Origin of the sequence: Microbacterium arborescens (genome assembly GCF_049707515.1) — a bacterium.
Taxonomy (GTDB): domain Bacteria; phylum Actinomycetota; class Actinomycetes; order Actinomycetales; family Microbacteriaceae; genus Microbacterium; species Microbacterium arborescens_B.
In genome coordinates this window covers 261,595-284,228 of record NZ_JBNAFI010000001.1, presented here as the reverse complement: position 1 = coordinate 284,228, position 22,634 = coordinate 261,595, and the positions used below count along the sequence as shown (strand labels likewise).

Genomic DNA, 22,634 nt, shown 5'->3' with positions numbered 1-22,634 from the left:
GACCTCACTCTTGCGCCGAGAGCCCGGCTCTGAGCCAGGGTTTCGGGGCGGAACTGGGGTCTCGCGGATCGGGGATGTCGGGGTCAGTGGAAGAAGTGGCGCTCGCCCGTGAAGAACATCGTGACGCCTGCGGCACGGGCCGCGTCGACGACCTCCTGGTCGCGCACCGAGCCGCCCGGCTGGATGATCGTCTTGATGCCCGCGTCGATGAGCACCTGCGGGCCGTCTGCGAACGGGAAGAACGCATCGGATGCCGCCACCGATCCGGCGGCGCGCTCACCCGCGCGCTCCACCGCGAGACGGCACGAGTCGACGCGGTTCACCTGGCCCATGCCGATCCCGACGGTCGCCGACCCCTGAGCCAGGACGATCGCGTTGGACTTGACCGCGCGGCAGGACTTCCACGCGAAGATCATGCCCTCGAGCTCGGAGGGGTCGGGGCGCTCGCCCGAGACCAGCTGCCAGTCCTTCGCGACCGACTCGATGTCGTCCGGGAAGCGATCGGCATCCTGCAGCAGCAGCCCGCCCGAGACCAGCCGGACGTCCATGCGCTCCTGGCGCCAGTCGGCCGGCAGGCGCAGGACCCGCAGGTTCTTCTTCAGCCGGAACACCTCGAGGGCCTCGGGCTCGAAGTCGGGGGCGACGATCACCTCGGTGAAGATGTCGCGGAGGTTCTCCGCCATCTTCAGCGTCACCGTCCGGTTGGCGGCGATGACACCGCCGAAGGCCGACACCGGGTCGCACTCGTGGGCGCGCAGGTGGGCGGAGGCGATGGGATCGAGCGCCTGCGGTGCGGTCACGGCGATGCCGCAGGGGTTCGCGTGCTTGATGATCGCGACGGCAGGCTTGACCATGTCGAACGCGGCCCGCAGCGCGGCATCCGCATCCACATAGTTGTTGTACGACATCTCCTTGCCCTGCAGCTGCTCGGCCTGGGCGATGCCGTGGCCGCCGGCGCGCGTGTAGATCGCGGCACGCTGGTGCGAGTTCTCGCCGTAACGCAGGGTCGCGAGGCGCTCCGCGCGGATCGTCAGGTGCTGCGGCAGCTCGTCGCCCTCGAGCGTGGACTCGGCGAACCACGTCGCCACGGCACGGTCGTACTCGGCCGTGTGCGCGAAGGCTCGGGCGGCCAGGTCGCGGCGCTGCGCCAGGCTGGTGCCGCCGGCGGCGACCGCCTCGATGATGGCCGGGTACGACGAGGGCGAGACGACGATCGCCACGTTGGCGAAGTTCTTCGCCGAGGCCCGCACCATCGCGGGCCCGCCGATGTCGATCTGCTCGACGACGTCGTCGGGTGCGGCGCCGGATGCGACGGTCTCGACGAACGGATAGAGGTTGACCACGACGAGGTCGAACGCGGCGATGCCGAGCTCGCCGAGCTGAGCCTCGTGGCTCTCGAGGCGGAGGTCGGCGAGGAGACCCGCGTGGACCCCGGGATGCAGCGTCTTGACGCGACCGTCGAGCGACTCGGGGAACCCGGTGACGTCGGCGACATCGGTCACGGTGAGACCGGCGTCGCGCAGGAGCGCAGCCGATCCGCCGGTCGAGACGATCTCGACGCCTGCGCCGGCCAGCGCCCGGGCGAGCGGCAGGAGATCGGTCTTGTCGCTCACGGAGATGAGCGCGCGCCGGACGGCGACGAGGTCGCGCGAGCGGTAGAGGGCGGGGTCGTGGCTCGGTCCGGCCATGGCGGTTCTCCTCGGGTGCGGTGTGGGGCCTGCGGTGCGTCAGGCGGTCGGAGCGGTGGGGGTCGGGGAAACGGGCGCCGACGGTGCGGCGAGGTCCAGCTCGCCCGTCGCGATACGCCGGACGACGTCGATGAGCAGACGGCGTTCGACCGGCTTGATGCGCTCGTGCAGCGCAGCCTCGTCGTCCGTCGGCAGCACGGGCACGCGCTCCTGAGCGAGGATCGGCCCCGTGTCGACACCGGCGTCGACGACGATGACGCTCGCCCCCGTCTGGTCGGCGCCGGCCGCAAGCGCGTCGCGCACGCCGTGTGCACCCGGGAACTCCGGCAGATAGGCCGGGTGGGTGTTGATGATGCGGGGCGACCACGCGTCGACCACGGCGGCCGGCAGCAATCGCATGAGACCGCTGAGCACGATGAGGTCGGGGGCCCAGGCCGCGAGCTGGCTGGCGAGCTCGTCCCCCCACTCCTCGCGCGTCGCGTACTCGCGGAAGGGAACCGCGAAGGTGGGGATGTTGTAGGCGGCGGCGTGCGCGAGGCCGTCTGCGGGACGGTCGGCGCCGACGACCACCACGCGGGCGGGGAAGCCGGGCTCGGCCGCGGCATCCAGAAGAGCTCGCAGGTTCGACCCGCCGCCGGAGATGAGGACCGCGACCGTCAGCACCGTCTCACTCTACCCGCGGCGTGTCGGCGGTCTGAGCCTCGTGATGGGCGCCGACGTGGGCGCCGACGCGGGCGTCGTCCGCGACCGCATCGGAGCGGTGCGATGAGTGCGGACCGAGCAGCGCGATCGTCGCGCCGATGCCAATCTCGACCGCGAAGGCGAGACCCACGGCGCCCGCGGACGGGCCGATGTGCGTCAGCCGATCAGGGCCGAAAGCGCCGGATGCCAGCAGCGAGAGCATCGCGACCGATAGGCCGCCGCCCACCGCGACGATGGCCGATGCGATCAGACGAGGCCCGACGGGCTCGGCGGCCGACGCCGAAGCCGGCGCCGGGAGCCGACGACGTGCGGCGGCGCCGGCGATGAATCCCACCGCGACGAACAGCAGCGCGACGAGCAGCAGCACGGGCGGCGTCTGGGGCGGGATCGCCCCGAGGACCGGGATGCCCGGTACGACGCCGAGCTGAGTCCCGGATGCTGCGACGGTCGAACCGGCGCCCAGGGCGAAACCGGGGCCCGCCGCGAAGGCGCCGCCCCACACGAAGAACGTCGGGAGGTACGCCGCCTGCGCGACGGTCACCGCGGTCGCGCCGATCGCGTCGACGTTGGCCGCCTGGAAGAGCGCAACGATCTCACCGCCGCGCGCGAGCACGGCGACACCGACCAGGAGCGCCCCGACCGCGGCGAAGCCGACGACAGCGATCGCCAGCCCGCGCGCCCCCGCGGAGATCGCCGCCGCGTGACCGGAGCGGTCGAGCCGCACGAACACGGAGTCGACGGGGCCGTCGTCACCGTCGCGCCAGGCACGCGAGATCGAGCCGAGCAGCGCCGGTACCGCGAACACGAGGGCGGGCAGCAGGACGGCCTGCCACGTCTCGACGGTGACGTAGGGGGTGGATGCCGTCGTGGCCAGCGCTACTGCGGCCACCGCGACCGTGACGGTGCCGGCCAGCACCCCCGTGAAGCCGGCACCGGCGGTGGCCGCGCGTGAGCCCGAACGCGCGGCGAACAGCGCGATCAGCACCGGGACGGCCAGCGGCGAGAGCGAGAGCGAGAAGGAGAGGGCGTCGGCGGCGATGCCGGTTGCGACCGTGTACTCCTGCGGCAGCGTCACCTGCACCGGCACGAGGTTGCCGAACTGCCACAGCCGCACCGAGGCGGGCCAGAGCGACGACCAGTCGGCACCTCCGCCGAAGGCGACTGCCCAGAGCACGGTCAACGGGGCCAGCGCCGCGGCAACGCCGACGGCCACCGCGACGAGGGCGTCGAAGGCGGAGAGGAGGGCGACGAGCAGGCGATTCATGCCTGATCGACCCTACCCAGCGAGACTGTGCGTGTCGGACGGACGCGCGCGGGGGCGTTACCGTCGTCTCGGAGGATTTTGTGAACACTACGCAAGCACGCGCGCCGAAGGGTGCCATCGACCGCTTCTTCGACATCAGCCAGCGCGGTTCGACCATCGCCACGGAGGTCCGCGGCGGCCTGGTGACGTTCGTCACGATGGCCTACATCGTGATCCTGAACCCGATCATCCTCTCGGGCAAGCCCGATGTGGCCGGCACCACCCTCGACTTCGCCGCCGTGAGCGCGGCGACCGCGTTGACCGCGGGCGTGATGACGATCCTGTTCGGTCTCATCACCCGCCTGCCGTTCGCGTTCGCGGCGGGGCTCGGCATCAACGCCTTCGTCGCCTTCGGCGTCGTCGGCGAGGTCACGTGGGCCGAGGCGATGGCCCTCGTCATGATCAACGGCGTCATCATCGTGCTCCTGGCCGCGACCGGGCTGCGCAAGCTCATCTTCGACGCCGTCCCCGTGCAGCTCAAGCTCGCGATCACCGTGGCCATCGGCCTGTTCATCGCCTTCATCGGCTTCGTCAACTCCGGCTTCGTGACCTCCACCGGTCAGGCCTCTCCCCCCGTCGGGCTCGGCGTCGGCGGGTCGGTCGCCTCGGTGCCGACGCTGATGTTCGTCATCACGCTCCTGCTGACCGGCATCCTGGTCGCCCGCAAGGTCAAGGGCGGCATGCTCATCGGCATCGTCACCGGCACGGTGCTGTCGATCGTCGTCGAGGCGATCTGGCACCTGGGGCCCGCGACCGAGAACACCGGAGGCTGGGGACTGACGGTTCCCGCCCTCGACGGCTCGCCGGTCAGCGTCCCCGATCTCAGCCTCATCGGCGCCGTCGACTTCGGCTTCGACCTCGGCAAGGTCAGCATCGTCACACTCGTCATGCTCGTCTTCACCCTCGTGTTCTCGAACTTCTTCGACGCGATGGGCACCATGACGGGCCTCGCCAAGGAGGCGAACCTCGCCGACGCCAAGGGCGACTTCCCGCGCATCAAGTCGGCGCTGATCGTCGAGGGCGTCGGTGCGATCGCGGGTGGCGCGACGAGCTCGTCGTCGGCGACGGTGTTCGTCGAGTCCGGCTCCGGCATCGGCGAGGGCGCTCGCACGGGTCTCGCCAACGTCGTCACGGGCCTGGTCTTCCTCCTCGCGATGTTCTTCACGCCGCTGACCTCGATCGTCCCCACCGAGGTCGCCGCCGCCGCGCTGGTGATCGTCGGGGCGATGATGCTGTCGCAGATCGCGCACATCGATCTGACCGACTTCCGCGTCCTCCTGCCCGTGTTCCTCACGGCGACGGTCATGCCCCTGACGTACTCGATCGCCAACGGCATCGGCGCCGGCTTCGTCTCGTGGGTCCTCGTCAACGCGCTCTCGGGCCGGGCGAAGCAGGTCAGCCCGCTGCTGTGGGTCGTCGCGGCCGGCTTCGTCATCTTCTTCGCGCGCGGCCCCCTCGAGGCTCTCCTCGGCGCCTGACCCGACCCGCGAGACGGCAGTTTCGCCCCGAGACAGTGGGTTTACACCACCCTCTCGGCGCCGAACTGCCGTCTCGCGGTTCTTGCGGCCCGGGGCGGGGCCTGCGCACGACGAAGGGGCGGATGCCGCAGCATCCGCCCCTTCGTCAGAAGCGTCAGAGCTTCTCGATGATCCCCCGCATGAGCGCGGCGGTCTCGGACGGCGTCTTGCCGACCTTGACACCGGCGGCCTCGAGGGCCTCCTTCTTGGCCTGCGCCGTGCCGGCGGAGCCCGAGACGATCGCGCCGGCGTGGCCCATCGTCTTGCCCTCGGGGGCGGTGAAGCCCGCGACGTAGCCGACGACCGGCTTGGTGACGTGGGCCTTGATGTACTCGGCCGCGCGCTCCTCGGCGTCGCCGCCGATCTCGCCGATCATGACGATCGCCTTCGTCTCAGGGTCGGCCTCGAACGCCGCGAGCGCGTCGATGTGCGTCGTGCCGATGACCGGGTCGCCGCCGATGCCGATGGCCGTCGAGAAGCCAAGATCGCGCAGCTCGAACATCATCTGGTAGGTCAGGGTGCCCGACTTCGACACGAGGCCGATCGGGCCCTTGCCGGTGATGTTCGCGGGCGTGATGCCCGCGAGCGCCTCGCCGGGCGTGATGATGCCGGGGCAGTTCGGCCCGATGATGCGGGTCGTGTTGCCCTTCGACTTCGCGTAGGCCCAGGCCTCGGCCGACTCGCCGACGGGAACGCCCTCGGTGATCACGACGAGGAGCGGGATCTCGGCGTCGATGGCCTCGACCATGGCGTCCTTGGTGAACGCCGGCGGCACGAAGGCGACCGAGACGTCGGCGCCGGTCTTCTCGATCGCCTCGGCGACCGAGCCGAAGACGGGGAGCTCGACGGCGTTGCCGTCGGCGTCGGTGTGCGAGACGGTGGTGCCGGCCTTGCGGGCGTTGACGCCGCCGACGATGTTCGTGCCCGCCTTGAGCATCAGCGCGGTGTGCTTGGTGCCCTCACCGCCGGTGATGCCCTGGACGATGACCTTGGAGTCCTTGTTGAGGTAGATAGACATGTCGTTGGTCCTTTTCGCGTCTCAGGCGTTCGCCAGCTCGGCGGCCTTGTCGGCGCCCTCGTCCATACCGGCGGCGAGCGTGACGAGCGGGTGGTTCGCGTCGGCGAGGATCGCACGGCCCTCGTCGACCTGGTTGCCGTCGAGGCGCACGACGAGCGGCTTGGTGGCCGAGTCGCCGAGAATCTCGAGAGCCTTGACGATGCCCTCGGCAACGGCGACGCACGAGGTGATGCCGCCGAAGACGTTCACGAACACGCTCTTGACCTGCTCGTCGCCCAGGATGACGTCGAGACCCGAGGCCATGACCTGCGCGTTCGCGCCACCGCCGATGTCGAGGAAGTTGGCGGGCTTGACCCCACCGTGCTTCTCGCCGGCGTAGGCGACGACGTCGAGGGTCGACATGACCAGGCCCGCGCCGTTGCCGATGACGCCGACCTGACCGTCGAGCTTGACGTAGTTCAGGCCGGATGCCTTCGCCTTGGCCTCGAGCGGGTCGGCGGCGCCCTTGTCCTCGAGCTCCTCGTGCTCGGGGTGGCGCACCTCGCTGGCGTTCTCGTCGAGCGAGACCTTGCCGTCGAGGGCGACGATGTCGCCGGCGCCGGTGCGGACCAGCGGGTTCACCTCGACGAGGGTCGCGCCCTCGCCCTTGTAGACGTCGTAGAGCTTGACGAACACGTCCGAGACCTTCTCGATGAGGTCTTCGGGGAAGTTCGCGGCGCGGGCGATCTCGACGGCCTTCGTCTTGTCGATGCCCTGCAGGGGGTCGACCTCGATGCGCGCGAGCGCCTCGGGCCGCTCGACGGCGAGCTCCTCGATCTCCATGCCGCCCTCGACCGAGCACAGGCTCAGGTACGAGCGGTTCGCACGGTCGAGCAGCACCGAGAAGTAGAACTCCTCGGCGATGTCGGCGCCCTGCGCGACCATGACGCGCTGGACGACGTGGCCCTTGATGTCGAGACCGAGGATGGCCTCGGCTGCGGCGTATGCCTCGTCGGGGGTCTTGGCGACCTTGACGCCGCCGGCCTTGCCGCGACCTCCGGTCTTGACCTGAGCCTTGACGACCACGACGCCGCCGATCTTCTCGGCTGCCGCCTTCGCCTCCTCAGGGGTGTCGGCGATGATGCCGGCGAGCACCGGCACCTCGTACTTCTCGAACAGGTCTCGGGCCTGGTACTCGTAAAGGTCCACTGCAATCCTTCGCTGGGCGACGGTGGGTGATGGGCGTGAAGAATCTCGATGTCGAGAGATCGCCCGATCGGAAAGCCTACTACCCGCGCCTGACGGCCCCGTGCCCGTTCCCCGCCGAATGGAGGGGTGCGGGTCAGATCCAGCCGCGCTCGCGGGCCACGATCGCCGCCTGCTGACGGGTCGCGAGCCCGAGCTTCCCGAGCACCGACGAGACGTGGTTGCGCACCGTCCCGGCCGACAGGTGCAGCGATGCCGCGATCTCGGCGATCGTCTCGCCGCGGGCCCCGGCGCGCAGCACATCGAGCTCGCGGTCGGTGAGCGGGCTGCGCTCGTCGCTGAGGGCATCGGCGGCGATCTCGGGGTCGACGTAGCGGCGTCCCGCGGCCACCTCGCGGATGACGGCGGCGACGTCGTCCGCGCGGCGCGACTTCGGCACGAAGCCGTCGACGCCGGCGCTCAGCGCACGCCGCAGCACGCCGGGTCGAGCGTGCCGGGTGACGACGACGCAGCGCGCGGGTACGCGCTGCCGGATGCGGGCGGCCGCCTCGACCCCGTCGATTCCGGGCATCTCGAGATCGAGGAGGCAGACGTCGGGTCGCAGTTCGAGCGCCCGCTCGACCGCGCTCTCGCCGTCTCGGCACTCCGCGACGACCTCGAGGTCCTCCTCGAGACGGAGGAGCGCGGCGAGCGCCGAGCGGATCATGTCCTCGTCGTCGGCGATCAGCACCCGGATCATCGCGGCATCCCCTCGCCTGTCGCGGACTGCGGCGCGGACGCGGGGAGGATCGATCCCGCCGGCACGGTCACGACGACCTCGAATCGATCGTCGTGACGGCCGGTGCGCAGGTCTCCCCCGACCACCCCGACGCGGTGGGCGATGCTCTCCAGGCCCGAGCCCTCGCCGAGCGCGGACCCCGGACCCCGGTCGTTGGCGAAGCTCAGCCTCCAGTACCCGTCGTCACGGCCCAGCCGCAGCTCCGCCCACGCACCGCCGCCGTGCTTGAGGACGTTGGTCGTGCACTCCCGGATGACGGGACCGAGGATGTCGGCGGGCGCGAGCACGGCGTCGGCGGAGACGTCGAGCCGGACGGTCAGACCCGCCGCACGCAGCAGGTCGGCGGCGTTGGCGAGCTCGTCGGGCAAGGGCACGCCGCGGAAGCGTCCCGCGAGCTCGCGCGTGCCGGTGCGCGCAGCATCGACGGACGCGCGCGCCAGACGGATCTGCTCGGCCGCGGCATCCGGATCGCGCGCCAGCATCCGCTCGGCGAGCTCGAGCTGCAGCGCGATCACCTGCAGATGATGGCCCTGCAGATCGTGCAGTTCCCCGGCGAGACGCAGACGTTCCTGCGTCGCGGCGAGACGCGACTCCGTGGCGCGGGCGCGGTTGAGCTCGAGCACCACGTCCCACGACCACAGCGAGAGCGCGATCGTGCCGGGCAGTGCGATGCCGAAGGTCGCGAGCGCGAAGCCCATCGATTCCGCGCCCGGCGCCGTCGCGGCGAGCCGCGACCGCTCGGCGAACCAGAGGACGACGAGCGCGATCTCGGCGAGCACCACGCCTCGCCAGCGGACTCCCGGCCCCCAGCGCACGAGGCACAGCACCGTCGCCAGGACCGACCCGGCGAAGAGGAACGACGTGGTCGTGACGCCGATCACGACGGCCCCGACGATCCCGAGCGCCACCGGCCACGACGTGAAGCGACGCAGGCGCGGCACCCGGTCCGCGTCGCTGACATCGCCGTCGCGGCGATAGCGGGCGAGCAGGATGATCGTCGCGACCAGGACGGCGACGGCTCCGGCGGCGTACCCCACCGTGAGAAGCGGCTGGTCGAGGCGCCGCGTCACCACGAACACCCACAGGGCCCACACGGCGAGGGCCGACATCGTGAAGAAGACGATCGAGACGGCGATGTACCACGAGGTGGCCACCACCTCCCGGGCGAGCGTCGCGGGGCTCGACGCCGACGGGGTGCGGGGTTGGCGGGGGCTCACGTGGCCACAGTACGACCATGACGTTTGTCATGCCCCGGCAGGCGGAAGCTCCCGATGAGAGGTGACGCCCCGGCACTCCCGCGGCCGGGCGGGCGCCGCTGTGATGGAGTCATGTCGAACCCGTTCTCCGACCTCGTCCTCGGCTTCCAGGACCTCGTGGCCCAGATGCCCGACCTGCTCCGCCCCGTCATCGTCGCGCTCGCCGGCGCCGTCCCCTTCATCGAGGGCGAGGGCGCCGCCGCAATCGGAATCGTCGGCGGCATCCACCCGGCCGTCGCCGCCATCGCCGGCGCGATCGGCAACTTCCTGTGCGTCGCGGTCGTGGTTCTCGTGTCCTCTCGCGTCCGGACCGCCGTCACGACCCGCGGCGGGGCGCCCGAGAAGCCGAAGTCGGCGCGCAGCGAGAAGTTCCAGAAGGCGTACCACCGCTACGGAACCCCCGGTGTGAGCCTTCTGGGTCCGCTGCTGCTCCCGACCCAGTTCACCGCCGCCGCCCTGACCGCCACGGGCGTTCCGCCGCGGACCGTCCTGGTGTGGCAGGGCGCCGCGATCGTCCTGTGGACCACGATCATCACGCTGTTCATCACCGGCGTGCTCTACGTGGCCACCTGAGCGCAACCCCCCGGCCGTATTCAGCGGCCGGCATGCCACGGAATGCAGGATGGGGGCATGACCGCCCTCGAGTCCCGCCCGTGGCTGTCGGCCTACGCCGACGGCGTCCCCGCAGAGATCGACGACGTGACGCAGACCCTCCCGGAGATGCTCGCCGCCGCCGTCGCCGACCACGGCGCCCGAACCGCCCTGGAATTCTTCGGGGCGACCATGACCTATCGCGAGCTCGGCGACAGCGTCGACCGGGCCGCCGAGGGGTTGCGCCGGCTCGGGGTGAGCGCGGGCGACCGGGTGGCCATCGTCCTGCCGAACTGCCCGCAGCACGTGATCGCGTTCTACGCGGCGCTGCGGCTCGGCGCGATCGTCGTGGAGCACAACCCGCTCTACACCGCGCGCGAGCTCCGGCACCAGTTCGAGGACCACGGCGCCCGGTTCGCGATCGTGTGGGACAAGACGGCGGACACCATCGCCGACTTCCCCACCGATCTGCGGGTCGAGCGCATCATCAGCGTCGACGTGACCGAGGCTCTCCCCCGCGGCAAGCGGATGCTGCTGAGACTGCCGATCGCGAAGGCCCGCGCATCGCGGGCGCAGCTGACGGCGACGCCCCGCACGAAGGATGTCCTGCCCTGGGCGAAGCTCCTCGGCCGCGGCCCGGTGTCGCACCGCGTGCCGGGCCCCGGCCTCGACGACACGGCTCTGCTGCAGTACACCAGCGGCACCACCGGCATCCCCAAGGGCGCGGTGCTGAGCCACCGGAACCTCCGCGCCAACGCGATGCAGGGCCGGGCGTGGGTCCCGGGCCTCGTCGAGGGCCAGGAGACCTTCTACGGCGTGCTGCCGCTCTTCCACGCGTACGGGATGACGCTCTGCCTCACCTTCGCGATGAGCATCGGCGCCAAGCTCGTCCTGTTCCCGAAGTTCGACGTGGGCCTCATGGCGGATGCCGCCAAGAAGAGCCCGCCGACCTTCCTGCCGGCGGTGCCGCCGATCTACGATCAGCTCGCCCGAGCGGCATCCCGCGGCACCATCGACCTCTCCCGCGTGCGGTTCGCGATCTCGGGGGCGATGAGCCTGCCCGTCGCCACCGTCGGCCGCTGGGAGGAGGCCACCGGGGGTCTGCTCGTCGAGGGCTACGGCATGACCGAGTCGTCACCCGTGGCGCTCGGCAACCCCATCGGCCCCTCGCGCCGCCCCGGCACGGTCGGCGTGCCGTTCCCGAGCACCGAGATCCGCATCGTCGACCCCGACGACCCCGCCGTCGACCGCGAACCCGGTGAAGAGGGCGAACTGCTGCTGCGCGGCCCCCAGGTGTTCTCGGGGTACTGGCGCCGTCCGACCGAGACCGCCGACGCGCTGCTTCCCGGTGGGTGGCTCCGCACCGGCGACATCGCCGCCGTCTCGCCCGACGGCTTCGTCACGATCGTCGACCGACTCAAGGAGCTCATCATCACGGGCGGGTTCAACGTCTCTCCGAGCGAGGTCGAAGACACCCTGCACGCCCACCCCGACGTGGAGGCCGCGGCCGTCGTGGCCGCTCCCCGCTCATCGGGGGGCGAGGAGGTGGTCGCTGCGGTCGTACTGCGAGACGGCGCCGCCCTCGACGTCGAGGGTCTGCGCGACTTCTGCCGCACGCGCCTGGCCGCCTACAAGGTGCCCCGCCGCATCGTCGCGGTCGACGACCTGCCCCGGTCGCTGATCGGCAAGGTGCTGCGGCGTCAGGTGCGCGAGCAGCTGCTCGCGGCGGACTGACCGGGAGCGACGGACCGGCCGGGAGCGACGGACCGACCGGGAGGCGGGGTCCGATCGGGAGCGGCTGACCGACCGGGAGCCGGGGTCCGACCGGGAGCCGCGTCGGACCGGCACCGGGCTCAGCGCAGGCGGCGCAGGCCGGTCGAGGCGGGACCCTCGATGCGGGCGCCCTCGGCGGTGAACCGCGAGGCGTGCAGGGGGCAGTCCCACGTGCACTCGAGGTCGTTCCACTCGAGCACTCCGCCCAGGTGCGGACAGACCGCGCTGACGGCCCGGGTCTCGCCGGCCACGGTCGACACGCCCACCGGGCGTCCGTGATGCTGTGCGACCGTTCCCGCGCCCTCCGCGGGGCGCGCGACCGGCGTGGACCGCGACACCGCCTCGGCCCAGCCACGCGTCGCGACGGCGCCGACCTTCGCGTTCTCCTTCGCACCGCGCGCGAGGTCGGCGGGAACGGTGAGCCGCGTGCCGATGACCTTCATCCACGCCGTGCGCTCCCGCAGCTTCTCGCCGCGCAGCTCGCTGGCGATCCGCAGCGCCGCCGCCGGCGCGTTCGTCAGCCCCCACTTGGCATACCCGGTCGCGAAGCGCACGCGCCCGAGGGTGCGCGGCATGACCCCGATGAACGGCACGCGGTTGTGCGAGGTGTAGTCCTGTGCCGACCAGCGATGGGTCTCGGCGCCCACGGGGAACGTCTCGCGCGCCCACGCGACGAGCTCCTCGAGCATGCCGAGCTCGCTCTCGGTCCGACCGACCGGGTGTCCCGCCCCGCCGACGATCAGCTGCGGCGCCCCATCGGCTCCCGCGCCGTCTCCGGCCGTCACGGTCCGCACCGAACGGGTCGGGCTGTCGGCCGACAGATACATGCCGTCGGGCACGTCGCCCTCGAGGTCGAACGACACGCACGCCGACCGCATCCCGCTGATCTTCGCGAAGTACAGTCCGCGGTCGGTGATGGGGGCGCCCGTGGCCAGCACGATGTTCGCCGCGAACAGCGGGCCCGCGTCGGTCTCGACCCGCGGCTTCGGCACGACGCGCACCCGGCGCACCGCGGTCTGCAGGTGCAGCCGTCCGCCCGCTGCGACGAAGGCGGCGGCCAGTGCCGTCAACAGGCTCATCGGGTCGATCGCGCGCTGATCGTCGAGCGCCACCGCCGCTGTCATGTGCACGGGACCGGCGGCGAGCTCGTCGGCAGCGGCGAGCCGGACGCCCAGACCCGCTTCGCGGGCGGCCCGATACTCCTCCGTCACCGCCGCCACGCCGTCCGCACCCTGAGCGTGGGTGAACGCGGTTCGGACGGTCGTCGGCACGCCGAGCTCGTCCGCTGCGCGCGTGATCCACTCGAACCCGTCGCGGTTCGCATCGGCGTACGCGCGCACGAGGGATGCCGGGTGGTGCCGGCGCAGCGACGACAGGGTCGTGCCCTGCAGCAGCGAGATCTTGCCGGTGTTCGAGCCCGAAGCGAGCTCGCCGATGCTTCCGCGCTCGACGACCGCGACATCCATGCCGGCCCGCACGAGCTCCAGCGCCGTCGCGAGCCCGGTCAGACCCGCCCCGACGACGACCACGTCGTGGCGCCGACCGGGTTCGACGGGCGTTCCGGTGGGCAGGGACACGTCGGATTTCCACAGCGGCGTCATGACGGCATCCAACGCCGTCCCGGGGACCGCGGCAACGCCTTGACACTAGGCTCGGTGCCCATGAGCGAGGCCTCCCGCACCGCCGGTGGCGCCCTCGTGGCCGCAGCCGTCGCCCTGTTCGACGAGCAGGGGTACGAGCGCACCTCGGTCGACGACATCGCCCGAGCCGCCGGAATGTCGCGGTCGACCTTCTTCCGTCAGTACGGCGGCAAGGACGACGTCGTCTTCGCCGACCACGACGTCGCGATCGCCACTCTCCGCGATGTCCTCGCGGCCGACCGTGAGAGTCCGTGGCGGGCCGTCTGCGACGCCGTCCTGGCCGCGTTCGACCATTTCGCGGCCGACGTCGGACTCGCGCGTCGCCGATATCGCGTCGTGCGCGGCGTGCCCGCCCTGCGCGACCGCGAGATCGTCACGGTGTTCCGGTACGAGCGCCTGTTCGCCGACCATCTGCGCGGGCGTCTGCCCGACCTCGACCCGGCGGACGCGGTGGCTTTCAGCGCCGCCGTCACGGCCGTGCACAACCACGTGCTGCGCCGCGTGATCCGCGATGAGGACGGCGTCACCCGAGCCACCCTCGAGGTCGCCCTCGACGACCTCCTGCACCGATTCGGCGTGCACCCCGACGGCGAGGCGTCCGCGCACGACGACGTGGTCGTGGCGGTCTTCCCGCGCCGGATGCCGCTCGCCGAGATCACGCGGCGCCTGCGCAACGACCTCTCCTGAGGTCGTTGCGCAGGCTGCGGGTCGCAGGGCCCGCCGCGCGGAACGGGTTCGCCTTCGACGGGCTCGAACAGATCGATCCGACCGCTCCGCTCATCACGGACGCGCGGATGGTGCGGTGACCGGCCCCAGGCGTGACACCGAGTTCCATTCGCGGCGATACTGGATGCCATGAGCGATGAAGCCGACCATGACACCGACGTCCTCCCCGGCGAGCGCGTCACCTCATACGACCTGACGGGCCGCCGCGACACCGACTACTACGGCGCCTTCACGGACGTCCACGGCGAGGACCGTGCCGCGTGGGACCGCGCCCGCGCCTTCGTCGACGAGGTGGGCGACCGGATGCAGCGGGCCTGGGACACCGCGCAGTACCCCCTCGACCTCGTCCGCCGCATGGGCGAGCTCGACCTGCTGGTCGACGGGATCGAGCACCCGGACCTCACCCGCATCACCCCGCTCGGGGCGGGCCTGGTGACGATGGAGATCTCGCGCGGCGACGGCTCGCTCGGCACCGCTCACGCCGTTCAGGGCGGCCTGGCGCTGCGCACCCTCGCCCTCTTCGGATCCCCCGCCCAGCAGGAGCGCTGGCTGCGACCCCTCGCGAGCGGAGAGGTGCTCGGCGCCTTCGCGCTCACCGAGCCCGACCACGGCTCGGACTCGGTCTCGCTCGAAACGGTCGCCCGTCGGGACGCCGACGGCTGGGTGCTGCGCGGAGCGAAGAAGTGGATCGGCAACGGCGCCTCGGGCGGCATCACCTTCGTCTGGGCCCGCGTCGACGACGAGGGCGACGAGCTCCACGGCGCCGTGCGCTGCTTCCTCGTCGAGCAGGATCGCCCCAGCTATACGGGAACCGTCATCACCGGCAAGGGCTCGCTCCGCGGCATCCACCAGGCCCACATCGCGCTGCGCGACGTGCGTCTTCCGGCGGACGCGGTGCTGGAGCGCACGCGGTCGTTCCGGGATGCCTCGACCGTCCTCTACGCCACCCGCTCCGGCGTCGCGTGGTCGGCGCTCGGTCACGCCACCGCCTGCTACGAGGCAGCGGTGACCTACTCCGGCCGGCGCATCCAGTTCGGTCGCCCCCTGGCCCACTCGCAGATGGTGCAGGAGCGGCTGGCGCAGATGCTCGACGAGCTCACCGCGATGCAGCTGTACTGCCGCCGCCTGGCCGACCTCGAGACCGCGGGCGGACTGCGCCCGACCCAGGCCTCCCTGGCGAAGTACCACAACACGCGGGCCGCGCGACGGATCGCGCAGACCGCGCGCGACCTGCTGGGCGGCAACGGCATCCTGCTCGAGAACGGCGTCATGCAGCACCTGACCGACATCGAGGCGATCCACACCTACGAGGGCACCGAGAGCGTGCAGGCCCTTCTGCTCGGGCGAGACATCACCGGCGTCGGCGCCTTCACCTGAGCCGCCGCGCGGGGATGCTGCCGGCCCCGCCGCGGCCGACGGTTCGGAGGAGATCAGCACGGCCGAGGATGCTTCGCGCCCGGCGGCCCTTCGAAACGTCGATCTCCTCCGAACCGGCGCCCGGGTTCGTCCCGGATGTCAGCGCTGGGCGCGGTCGGCGGCGATCGCCTCGTCGATGCGGCGCTGCGTGCGGCCTCGACCGCGGACGAGGAGGATCGCGACGAGCCCGAGGATTCCCGCGCCGAGGACGACGACCGCGAGCGACGACCACGGCACGGCCGGCGTCGAGAAGCCGGCGGATGCCGCCTCCGGCAGCGGCACGCGGTCGTCGCCGAGCGACACGGGGGTGACGGTGACCTCGCCCGCCGCGAAGAAGAGCGGCGCCAATGGCATCTCGATGCGCTGCGTGGCGGTTGCGCCCGGGAGCACCTCGAACGACTCTCCCCCGCCCTGGCCGGGCAGCAGCCCCAGGGGACCGGACGCGTCGGCTGCCGCGCTCGCGCCGAACCGGACGTTGCCGGTGTTGGTCACGCGGTATTCCACGCTGAGGGCGCCCGGCACGAAGGGAACCCACGACGGCGTGAAGCTCGCTGTCACCGCGTCGACGCGCAACGCGGGCGCGATCTCTCCGGCGACCTGCAGGTGGACGCGCACCCCGACGCGGTGCGTGAGCGTCACTCCGGCGTCCTCGGTCGACAGGGCGACGACGATGCCGGCGGGATGGTCGCCGGGCGTGGCATCGGCGGGAACGGCGATGGTCACGGGCAGCACCCGGGTCTCCCCGGCCGCGAGCGCGAGCGCCCCGCCGTCGAGGCCGTCGACCCGCACCCAAGCGCCGCCCGATGACGGGTCGTCGGTGCGCACATCGAAGGCGCCGTCGGCGCCCACCACACCGTCGCCGGTCGCGACGGCGAACACGGCGGGTTCGGCGGAGTGATTGGTCACCGCGACGGCATCGCTCACGCTCGCGCCGGGGTCGACGACGTGCCGCAGCGACACGCGGCCATCGGGACCCGCGGCGTCCGCCGGGACGACGCCCCACTCGGTGGCGGGAGGCTCGGCGGCCTCGGCAGCCTCAGCACCCTCGAGCGCGGAGCTCGACACGGGCGCGGCCACGGACGAAGGCGCGGTCACGGACGAAGGCGCGGCGACGGTCGATGCCGCGACGGCCGCAGGGGGAAGGACGGCGGCGTGGCCGACGAGGAGCGCCGTGAGTACGGCGAAAGCGCCGGCTGCGGGCAGCGCGGCGCGACGGGAACGGAAGCGGGGCATGGGGGGTCTCCGGATCGGGGGTGGTGGGGGCGGGCACACCTGCTCGCCCCCACCGCTGCGTCAGTCCTGCGCGAACAGGGTGAGGGTGATCTCGCTGCCGTAGCGACCCCCGGCGGCCTCGGCCGGGATCGACAGGTCGAGGTCGGCACCGACGATCGTCGCGCCCAGACGCGAGGTCCGGTCGGCCGCGGCGAGCGTCGCGGGAGCCTCGAGCGTCGCGCGGCCACCCGCGGCGGCGCCCGACTCCGAGCGCACGATGCGCGGCGTCCAGGCGAGGTTCTTCGCTGCGAGCGCGCGGTTGCCGGCCGCGAGGTCGGATGCCGAGCCGGCCAGGGTCCAGCCACGGCCCTGCGCGCGGACCTCGTTGCGCGTGTCGGCGACGGTCACCAGCGGCAGCGTCGCGTCGAGGTTCGCTCCCGAACCGTCGAACGACACCCGCTCACCGTCACCGGCGACGCTCAGGCTCAACGCACCGTCGGCCTGCTGCCCCGCGACCGTGGCCTCGAGCGCCACGGCATCCGCCGAGCTGCGCTCGCCGTGTCCGAGGAAGTCGAAGATCGTCTCACCGATCGCGGTGTTGTCGAGGTAGGCGCCGCGCACGAGGTCCCACTGGTCGGCGCGGGCGTCGAGGACGTCGGCTCCCGCACCCTTGGCGAACAGCGGCACGAGGGCGTTGGTGTGGCCGCCCGAGTGCCAGGTGAGGTCGGGCAGCTGTCCTGCGGCGCCGGTCATGGGCGTCCAGCCCGCCTCGGGCCCCGCGCCGGCACCGGCGAGGTAGCCGGTCTCGTGATCGGCCGTGACGACGACGAGCGTCTCGTCCCAGCTGCTGTTCTCCTCGACCCACGCTTCGACGGCCTCGACCGACTCGTTGAAAGCCATCTGCTCCTCGATCACGCGCGTGGTCTGGTTCGCGTGACCCGCCCAGTCGACAGCGCCGCCCTCGACCATGAGAAAGAAGCCCTCATCGCCCTTGTCGAGCACGTTGAGCGCACCGAGCGCGAGCGTGTCGAGATCGGCGACGTCGTTGGCCGGATCGGTACCCGGCAGCACTTCGTCGTTGGCGAGGCCCGGGCGGTTGTACTGCAGCGTCTCGGCGACCTGCGCGAGTCCGAACACCTTGTCGGGCACGGCCGTGCCGGCGGCGAGCGCCTCGAAGTCTGCCTTGTCGTCGACGAAGCTATAGGGCGTGGCGCCGGTCGAGACCCGCTCGTAGTCGTTCTGCGAAATCCAGGTCCAGTCCGCTTCGCGGGGCTGGTGCGCGTCGGTGTAGAGCGGGTGACCGCCGCCCATCAGCACGTCCACGCCGCTGTCGATCATCTCGGTCGCCAGGCCCTGGTAGTCGTTGCGGTCGGCGTTGTGGGCGATGAAGCCCGCGGGGGTCGCGTGATTGAACGGCACCGAGGTGACGAGTCCGACCTTCTTGCCGACGGCCTGCGCCTGCTCACCGACCGTGAGCAGCTGGTCGCCTCCGGGGGTGAAGCCGAGCATGCCGTTGTTGGTCTTCACGCCCGTGCCGAGCGCGGTGCCGGCTGCGGCCGAGTCCGTCGCGCCGGACGCGACCCAGCCGAAGTCGCCCCAGGCCTTCTCGGTGACGTACTCCGCCCGACCCGAGGCCGAGTAGTGGGCCTGGGCGACCTGCACGGGCCAGGTCTCGTACACCTGACCGGGCGTCGCCGGAGCGTGGGCGACCGCGCCGGTGGCGGGGTCGACGCTCACCTGGTGGGCACTCGTGCCGTGCTCGTACAGGCTGGCGGCGTCGAACTGGTTGTAGCCGGCGCCGTCCGAGATCAGCAGGATGATGTTCTTCGGCGTGGCCGGGGCCGCGTCGTCCGCGGTCGCGGCGACAGCCGGGACGGCGGCGACGACCAGTCCGGCCGCGACGCTCGTGGCGGTCAGTGCGCAGGCGCGCGTGTGCGCTCTCCGAGGCATGGAGAATCCTCTTTCGTATCGGGGGGATCGATCGGATGCCGCTGAGCCAGCGGCCCCTCCACGCTCGTCGTCGCAGGTGACGACGCCGCATCCGGCGGGCAACGAGCCGGTGAACGCCGTCGACCGGGCTCGTAACTCGGCTGGTCCGGCCAGGGCGGCGACCCGGCTGATCCGGCCGGGAGACGGATGCGTTGCCGTCGGAGACGGCGAGCGCAACCCCGGGCCGGAAAGAAGTGCGTCCGCTACCGTCGGAGCATGAGCCTGTTCCGCCGCCGCCCTGCGCCCGAGACCGTCCTCGCGGCCGCCGTGCAGCGCAACGCCGACCGCCCCCCGACGAACCTCTGGGCTGACGGCTTCGGTCGCCTCGCCATCCGGTCGGTGCAGATCATCATCCTGGTGATCGTGGCCATCGGCATCGTCTACGTGCTCCGCCAGGTGTCGGTCGTCGCGATCCCGCTGATCCTCGCGCTCATCTTCGCGTGCGCCTTCGCCCCCGCGATGAACGCGATGCGGCGCCACGGGGTTCCGTCGGTGCTGGCGACGATCATCACCCTGCTGACGATCGTCGTGCTCCTGACGGGGCTGTCGTGGCTCATCGTCTGGGCGGTCCGCGACCAGTGGGACGACCTGTACTCGCAGGCGCAGGAGGGCTTCCAGCAGCTGCTCACCTGGGCTCAGACGCTGCCGTTCTCGATCGACCAGGCTCAGATCGACGAGTGGCTCGGCGCCCTCGGCGACTTCGTCACGAGCGCCCAGTTCGGCTCCGGCGCGCTCGCTGGCGTGAGCGCCGTCGCGACGTTCATCACCGGCGCCGTGCTGATGGTCGTCATCCTGTTCTTCTTCCTCAAGGACGGCCCGCGTATGTGGGAGTTCCTGATGCGTCCGTTCCGGGGCGACGAGGAGCGGCGCGCGCGCCGCATCGGCGACAAGACCGTGGTCGTGCTCGGGTCGTACATCCGGGGAACCGCCGCCGTCGCTGCCGTCGACGCGATCGGCATCTACATCTTCCTGCTGATCTTCCAGGTGCCGTTGGCGATCCCGCTCGCCGTCCTGGTGTTCCTGCTGGCCTTCATCCCGATCGTGGGTGCGACGCTCGCCGGCATCCTGGCAGCCCTCGTCGCTCTCGTCGCGAACGGTCCGGTGAACGCCCTGTTCGTCGTCGGTGCGGTGGTGCTCGTCAACCAGCTCGAGGGCAACTTCCTGCAGCCGGTGCTCATGGGGCGCACGATGAAGCTGCACTCGTTCGTCATCCTGGTCGCGCTGGCTGCCGGAACGGCGATCGGCGGCATCCTGGGCACGCTGCTCGCGGTCCCGATCACGGCCGTGGTCTGGGGCATCGTGCAGGTGTGGGACGGTCCGGACCAGCCGGCACGCTGGGCTCGGCCGAAGCGCAGCGAAGAGCTGCGGGCGTAGGCACGGCCATGCCGTACGAGATCCCCGCTCCGATGCTCGCGAAGTCGGTTCCGGCGATCCCCGATCCGGGGAAGAGCGGTGCGGGTCTGTCGTTCGAGCCGAAGTGGGACGGTTTCCGCGCCATCGTGTCGTGGGACGGCGACAACGTCGAGATCGGCAGCCGCGGCTCGAAGCCCCTCACCCGGTACTTCCCCGAGCTCGTCGACGCGTTCTCGCGCCTGCTGCCGGAGCCGTGCCTGCTCGACGGCGAGATCGTCGTCGCGACGGATGCCGGCGCGGGCCGGCGGCTGCAGTGGGAGGCGCTGTCGCAGCGCATCCATCCGGCCGCCTCGCGCGTCGCCCTGCTCAGCGAGCAGACGCCGGCGATGTTCATCGCCTTCGACCTGCTGGCCCGCGGAGATCGCGACCTGCAGGGCGACCCTTTCTCCGCGCGGCGCCGTGAGCTCGTCGAGCTGCTGCGCGCCGTGCCCGATCCGATCCACGTGACCCGCGCGACCGATGACGTCGACCTCGCCCGGCGCTGGCTGTCGGAGTTCGAGGGCGCGGGGCTCGACGGCGTCGTCGCGAAGCCCGTCGACCAGCCCTACGCGCCCGGCAAGCGCACGATGCTCAAGATCAAGCACGCCCGAACGGCGGACGTCGTGGCGATCGGATACCGCATCCACAAGTCCGGGACCGGCGTCGGCTCGCTGCTGGTGGGCCTCTACGGCGAAGACGGCGAGTTGCACGGCGTCGGCGGCGTCGCAGCCTGGAGCGACAAGCGCCGGCGCGAGCTGGTCGACGAGCTCGCGCCGCTCGTCGAACGGGATGCCGCGGGCGATGCCGTCACCGGCGAATCCGACCGTTCGCGCTTCGCCGCCTCGAAGGACGTGTCGTTCGTCAAGCTGCGGCCCGAGCTCGTGCTCGAGGTGCGCTACGACCAGCTCGAGGGGCAGCGGTTCCGGCACACCGTGCAGTTCGAGCGGTGGCGCCGCGATCGGGATGCCCGCTCGTGCACCTTCGACCAGCTCGAGACGGTCACCGCCTACGACTTGGCCGACGTCCTCGACTGACCCGCGGCCGCATCGCGGCGCGCCCGCATTGCCCTGGCGGCCCGACGCCCGGCGGCCCGACGCCGGTGGAAGGATCGAACCATGCGCGACGACCCGAGCGACGACGTGCCCGACGGCACCGCCGAGCTGCACCTCGAGCCGGTGCGCTTCATCGCCCGCACCGACGCGATTTTGCGGCTCGGCACCCTCATGCTCGGAGCGGGCGCCTCGTCGGCCCGCGTGCGCGACACGATGGACCGCACCGCGCCCGCCCTCGGCCTCGAACGCCTCGAGTCGCGCGTGGGGATGACCGACATCGTCCTCACCGCCCAGCGGGGACAGCTTTTCCGCACGCGCGTCGCCGAGGTCCGGCATCCGGTCGTCAACTCCGAGCGGATCGCCGAGGTGATGCATCTGTCGCACCGCGTCGCCGCGGGCGTCACCGCCGATGAGCTGCAGCGCGAGCTCGACCGGATCGAACGGATGCCGCCGCGCTACCCCACCGCGGTGCGCGTCCTGGCCGCTGCAGCCGCATGCACGGCGTTCGCGTTCCTCAACAACGGCGGCTGGGCGGAGTGCCTGAGCGTGGCCCTCGCCGTCGCGCTCGGCCAGTACGTGCGCATCCGGGGTGCGCGGTTGCAGGTCAACGAGTTCCTCCTCGTGTTCCTGTCAGCCTCCGCGGCATTGCTCACCTTCCTCGGCGTCTCGCACCTGATCGAGCTGCTGGGCGCACCGTCGCCGCAGTACGGGGCGGCGCTCACCAGCGCCGTGCTCTACCTCGTGCCCGGCTTCCCCCTCGTCACCGGAGCCCTCGACCTCGCCCGGCTCGACCTGAACGCCGGGGTCAACCGCGTCGTCTACGCCTGCCTCGTCCTGCTCTCGACGGGGTGCGCGGTGTGGGCGGTCGCCGCCATCTTCCAGACGAGCGCCGTCGCGGTCGCCGCGCCCGAACTCGACGAGCCGCTGCTCTCCCTCGGGCGCCTCGTCGCCGGATTCGTCGGCGTCATGGGATTCGCCCTGCTGTTCTCGACGCCGTGGCGGATCGCGTTGGCGGCGGCCTCGATCGGCGCCGTCGCCAACGTCGGGCGCCTGCTGATGATCGATCACGGCACGATGCAGCCGGTCGCCGCGGCCGCCGCCGGCGTCGCGGTCGGTTTCGGGGCGTTCGCCGTCTCGGGATTCGTCCGCGCGCCGCGCATCACCCTGACCGTCCCGGCGGTGCTGATCATGGTGCCCGGAGCCTCCGCGTATCGCGCGATCGTCGGCACCATCGAGTCCGACACCATCAGCGCCGTCCAGTACGGCGTCACCGCAGTGTTCGTCGTCGTCGCCCTCGCCGTCGGCCTCACCGTCGCCCGCGTGGTGACCGAACGTGAGTGGCGGCGCCCGTCCGCCGAGTGACGAGCGCCCTTCGTAGGTCGGCGCCCGCTTCGAT

General features: G+C 71.8%; 18 protein-coding genes. 8 read left to right on the top strand and 10 right to left on the bottom strand.

From position 1 onward, the window contains the following. Positions 1–83: 83 nt before the first annotated feature. The 3 genes from purH to ACPYN5_RS01180 are packed head-to-tail and all read right to left on the bottom strand — an operon-like array spanning position 84 to position 3,654. Entirely contained in the window at positions 84–1,688 is a 1,605-nt protein-coding gene (purH, locus tag ACPYN5_RS01190; protein ID WP_424447163.1) for a bifunctional phosphoribosylaminoimidazolecarboxamide formyltransferase/IMP cyclohydrolase, read from the bottom strand. Between the two features lie 39 nt (positions 1,689–1,727). Beyond that, the gene (gene purN / locus ACPYN5_RS01185; RefSeq protein WP_424447162.1) at positions 1,728–2,351 is read right to left on the bottom strand and encodes a phosphoribosylglycinamide formyltransferase; all 624 of its coding nucleotides are present in this window, start codon (positions 2,349–2,351) and stop codon (positions 1,728–1,730) included. A gap of 4 nt (positions 2,352–2,355) precedes the next feature. Further along, positions 2,356–3,654, bottom strand: a complete 1,299-nt coding sequence (locus tag ACPYN5_RS01180; RefSeq protein WP_424447161.1) for a cell division protein PerM — start codon at positions 3,652–3,654, stop codon at positions 2,356–2,358. Positions 3,655–3,734: 80 nt separating this feature from the next. On the opposite strand from ACPYN5_RS01180, the gene ACPYN5_RS01175 reads away from it, so the two are divergent. Further along, positions 3,735–5,171 carry an NCS2 family permease gene (locus ACPYN5_RS01175; RefSeq protein ID WP_424447160.1) on the top strand — a complete coding sequence of 479 codons (1,437 nt, stop codon included), beginning with the start codon at positions 3,735–3,737 and terminating at the stop codon, positions 5,169–5,171. A 154-nt stretch (positions 5,172–5,325) separates the two neighbouring features. On the opposite strand, the gene sucD is transcribed toward ACPYN5_RS01175, so the two are convergent. From sucD to ACPYN5_RS01155, 4 genes are all read right to left on the bottom strand, one after another. Then, on the bottom strand, positions 5,326–6,228 hold the full coding sequence (gene sucD / locus ACPYN5_RS01170; RefSeq protein WP_424447159.1) for a succinate--CoA ligase subunit alpha: 903 nt from the start codon (positions 6,226–6,228) through the stop codon (positions 5,326–5,328). Between the two features lie 21 nt (positions 6,229–6,249). After that, positions 6,250–7,416, bottom strand: coding sequence for an ADP-forming succinate--CoA ligase subunit beta (gene sucC, locus ACPYN5_RS01165; protein ID WP_424447158.1), 1,167 nt, complete (start codon positions 7,414–7,416; stop codon positions 6,250–6,252). 133 nt (positions 7,417–7,549) lie between these two features. Then, positions 7,550–8,152 (bottom strand): response regulator transcription factor, encoded by a 603-nt coding sequence (locus ACPYN5_RS01160; RefSeq protein WP_424447157.1) that lies wholly within the window; start codon positions 8,150–8,152, stop codon positions 7,550–7,552. Beyond that, a complete protein-coding gene (locus ACPYN5_RS01155; protein WP_424447156.1) occupies positions 8,149–9,408 on the bottom strand; it encodes a sensor histidine kinase in 1,260 nt (419 codons plus the stop codon). The genes ACPYN5_RS01160 and ACPYN5_RS01155 overlap by 4 nt, the downstream gene beginning before the upstream one ends. A gap of 111 nt (positions 9,409–9,519) precedes the next feature. On the opposite strand from ACPYN5_RS01155, the gene ACPYN5_RS01150 reads away from it, so the two are divergent. Next, positions 9,520–10,020: a small multidrug efflux protein gene (locus ACPYN5_RS01150; protein WP_424447155.1), complete on the top strand. Its 501-nt coding sequence runs from the start codon at positions 9,520–9,522 to the stop codon at positions 10,018–10,020. Between the two features lie 57 nt (positions 10,021–10,077). After that, on the top strand, positions 10,078–11,772 hold the full coding sequence (locus ACPYN5_RS01145; protein ID WP_424447154.1) for a long-chain-fatty-acid--CoA ligase: 1,695 nt from the start codon (positions 10,078–10,080) through the stop codon (positions 11,770–11,772). A 119-nt stretch (positions 11,773–11,891) separates the two neighbouring features. Here ACPYN5_RS01145 and ACPYN5_RS01140 read toward each other — a convergent pair whose 3' ends face one another. Beyond that, positions 11,892–13,412, bottom strand: a complete 1,521-nt coding sequence (locus ACPYN5_RS01140; protein ID WP_424447153.1) for an FAD-dependent oxidoreductase — start codon at positions 13,410–13,412, stop codon at positions 11,892–11,894. Positions 13,413–13,472: 60 nt separating this feature from the next. Here ACPYN5_RS01140 and ACPYN5_RS01135 point away from each other — a divergent pair, with 60 nt between their 5' ends. After that, complete coding sequence (locus ACPYN5_RS01135) at positions 13,473–14,138, top strand: TetR/AcrR family transcriptional regulator (protein ID WP_424447152.1); 666 nt, start codon at positions 13,473–13,475, stop codon at positions 14,136–14,138. Between the two features lie 168 nt (positions 14,139–14,306). Then, complete coding sequence (locus ACPYN5_RS01130) at positions 14,307–15,554, top strand: acyl-CoA dehydrogenase family protein (RefSeq protein ID WP_424447151.1); 1,248 nt, start codon at positions 14,307–14,309, stop codon at positions 15,552–15,554. Positions 15,555–15,692: 138 nt separating this feature from the next. Here ACPYN5_RS01130 and ACPYN5_RS01125 read toward each other — a convergent pair whose 3' ends face one another. Beyond that, the gene (locus ACPYN5_RS01125; RefSeq protein ID WP_424447150.1) at positions 15,693–16,826 is read right to left on the bottom strand and encodes a COG1470 family protein; all 1,134 of its coding nucleotides are present in this window, start codon (positions 16,824–16,826) and stop codon (positions 15,693–15,695) included. A 60-nt stretch (positions 16,827–16,886) separates the two neighbouring features. Next, positions 16,887–18,755: an alkaline phosphatase gene (locus tag ACPYN5_RS01120; protein WP_424447149.1), complete on the bottom strand. Its 1,869-nt coding sequence runs from the start codon at positions 18,753–18,755 to the stop codon at positions 16,887–16,889. Positions 18,756–19,010: 255 nt separating this feature from the next. Here ACPYN5_RS01120 and ACPYN5_RS01115 point away from each other — a divergent pair, with 255 nt between their 5' ends. The 3 genes from ACPYN5_RS01115 to ACPYN5_RS01105 all read left to right on the top strand — a co-directional run bounded on the left by ACPYN5_RS01115 (position 19,011) and on the right by ACPYN5_RS01105 (position 22,600). Continuing rightward, the gene (locus tag ACPYN5_RS01115) at positions 19,011–20,168 is read left to right on the top strand and encodes an AI-2E family transporter (protein WP_424447148.1); all 1,158 of its coding nucleotides are present in this window, start codon (positions 19,011–19,013) and stop codon (positions 20,166–20,168) included. Between the two features lie 8 nt (positions 20,169–20,176). After that, positions 20,177–21,220, top strand: a complete 1,044-nt coding sequence (locus ACPYN5_RS01110; RefSeq protein WP_424447147.1) for an ATP-dependent DNA ligase — start codon at positions 20,177–20,179, stop codon at positions 21,218–21,220. Positions 21,221–21,301: 81 nt separating this feature from the next. Beyond that, positions 21,302–22,600 (top strand): threonine/serine exporter family protein, encoded by a 1,299-nt coding sequence (locus ACPYN5_RS01105; RefSeq protein WP_424447146.1) that lies wholly within the window; start codon positions 21,302–21,304, stop codon positions 22,598–22,600. Positions 22,601–22,634: the final 34 nt, after the last annotated feature.

What these genes read in the sequence shown, in the direction of transcription:
- ACPYN5_RS01105 (WP_424447146.1), top strand. Translation starts at nt 21,302, where the DNA reads ATGCGCGACGACCCGAGCGACGACGTGCCCGACGGCACCGCCGAGCTG.
- sucD (WP_424447159.1), bottom strand. Translation starts at nt 6,228, where the DNA reads ATGTCTATCTACCTCAACAAGGACTCCAAGGTCATCGTCCAGGGCATC.
- ACPYN5_RS01160 (WP_424447157.1), bottom strand. Translation starts at nt 8,152, where the DNA reads ATGATCCGGGTGCTGATCGCCGACGACGAGGACATGATCCGCTCGGCG.
- ACPYN5_RS01130 (WP_424447151.1), top strand. Translation starts at nt 14,307, where the DNA reads ATGAGCGATGAAGCCGACCATGACACCGACGTCCTCCCCGGCGAGCGC.
- purH (WP_424447163.1), bottom strand. Translation starts at nt 1,688, where the DNA reads ATGGCCGGACCGAGCCACGACCCCGCCCTCTACCGCTCGCGCGACCTC.
- ACPYN5_RS01125 (WP_424447150.1), bottom strand. Translation starts at nt 16,826, where the DNA reads ATGCCCCGCTTCCGTTCCCGTCGCGCCGCGCTGCCCGCAGCCGGCGCT.
- ACPYN5_RS01150 (WP_424447155.1), top strand. Translation starts at nt 9,520, where the DNA reads ATGTCGAACCCGTTCTCCGACCTCGTCCTCGGCTTCCAGGACCTCGTG.
- ACPYN5_RS01135 (WP_424447152.1), top strand. Translation starts at nt 13,473, where the DNA reads ATGAGCGAGGCCTCCCGCACCGCCGGTGGCGCCCTCGTGGCCGCAGCC.
- ACPYN5_RS01145 (WP_424447154.1), top strand. Translation starts at nt 10,078, where the DNA reads ATGACCGCCCTCGAGTCCCGCCCGTGGCTGTCGGCCTACGCCGACGGC.
- ACPYN5_RS01180 (WP_424447161.1), bottom strand. Translation starts at nt 3,654, where the DNA reads ATGAATCGCCTGCTCGTCGCCCTCCTCTCCGCCTTCGACGCCCTCGTC.
- ACPYN5_RS01120 (WP_424447149.1), bottom strand. Translation starts at nt 18,755, where the DNA reads ATGCCTCGGAGAGCGCACACGCGCGCCTGCGCACTGACCGCCACGAGC.
- ACPYN5_RS01115 (WP_424447148.1), top strand. Translation starts at nt 19,011, where the DNA reads ATGAGCCTGTTCCGCCGCCGCCCTGCGCCCGAGACCGTCCTCGCGGCC.
- ACPYN5_RS01110 (WP_424447147.1), top strand. Translation starts at nt 20,177, where the DNA reads ATGCCGTACGAGATCCCCGCTCCGATGCTCGCGAAGTCGGTTCCGGCG.
- ACPYN5_RS01140 (WP_424447153.1), bottom strand. Translation starts at nt 13,412, where the DNA reads ATGACGCCGCTGTGGAAATCCGACGTGTCCCTGCCCACCGGAACGCCC.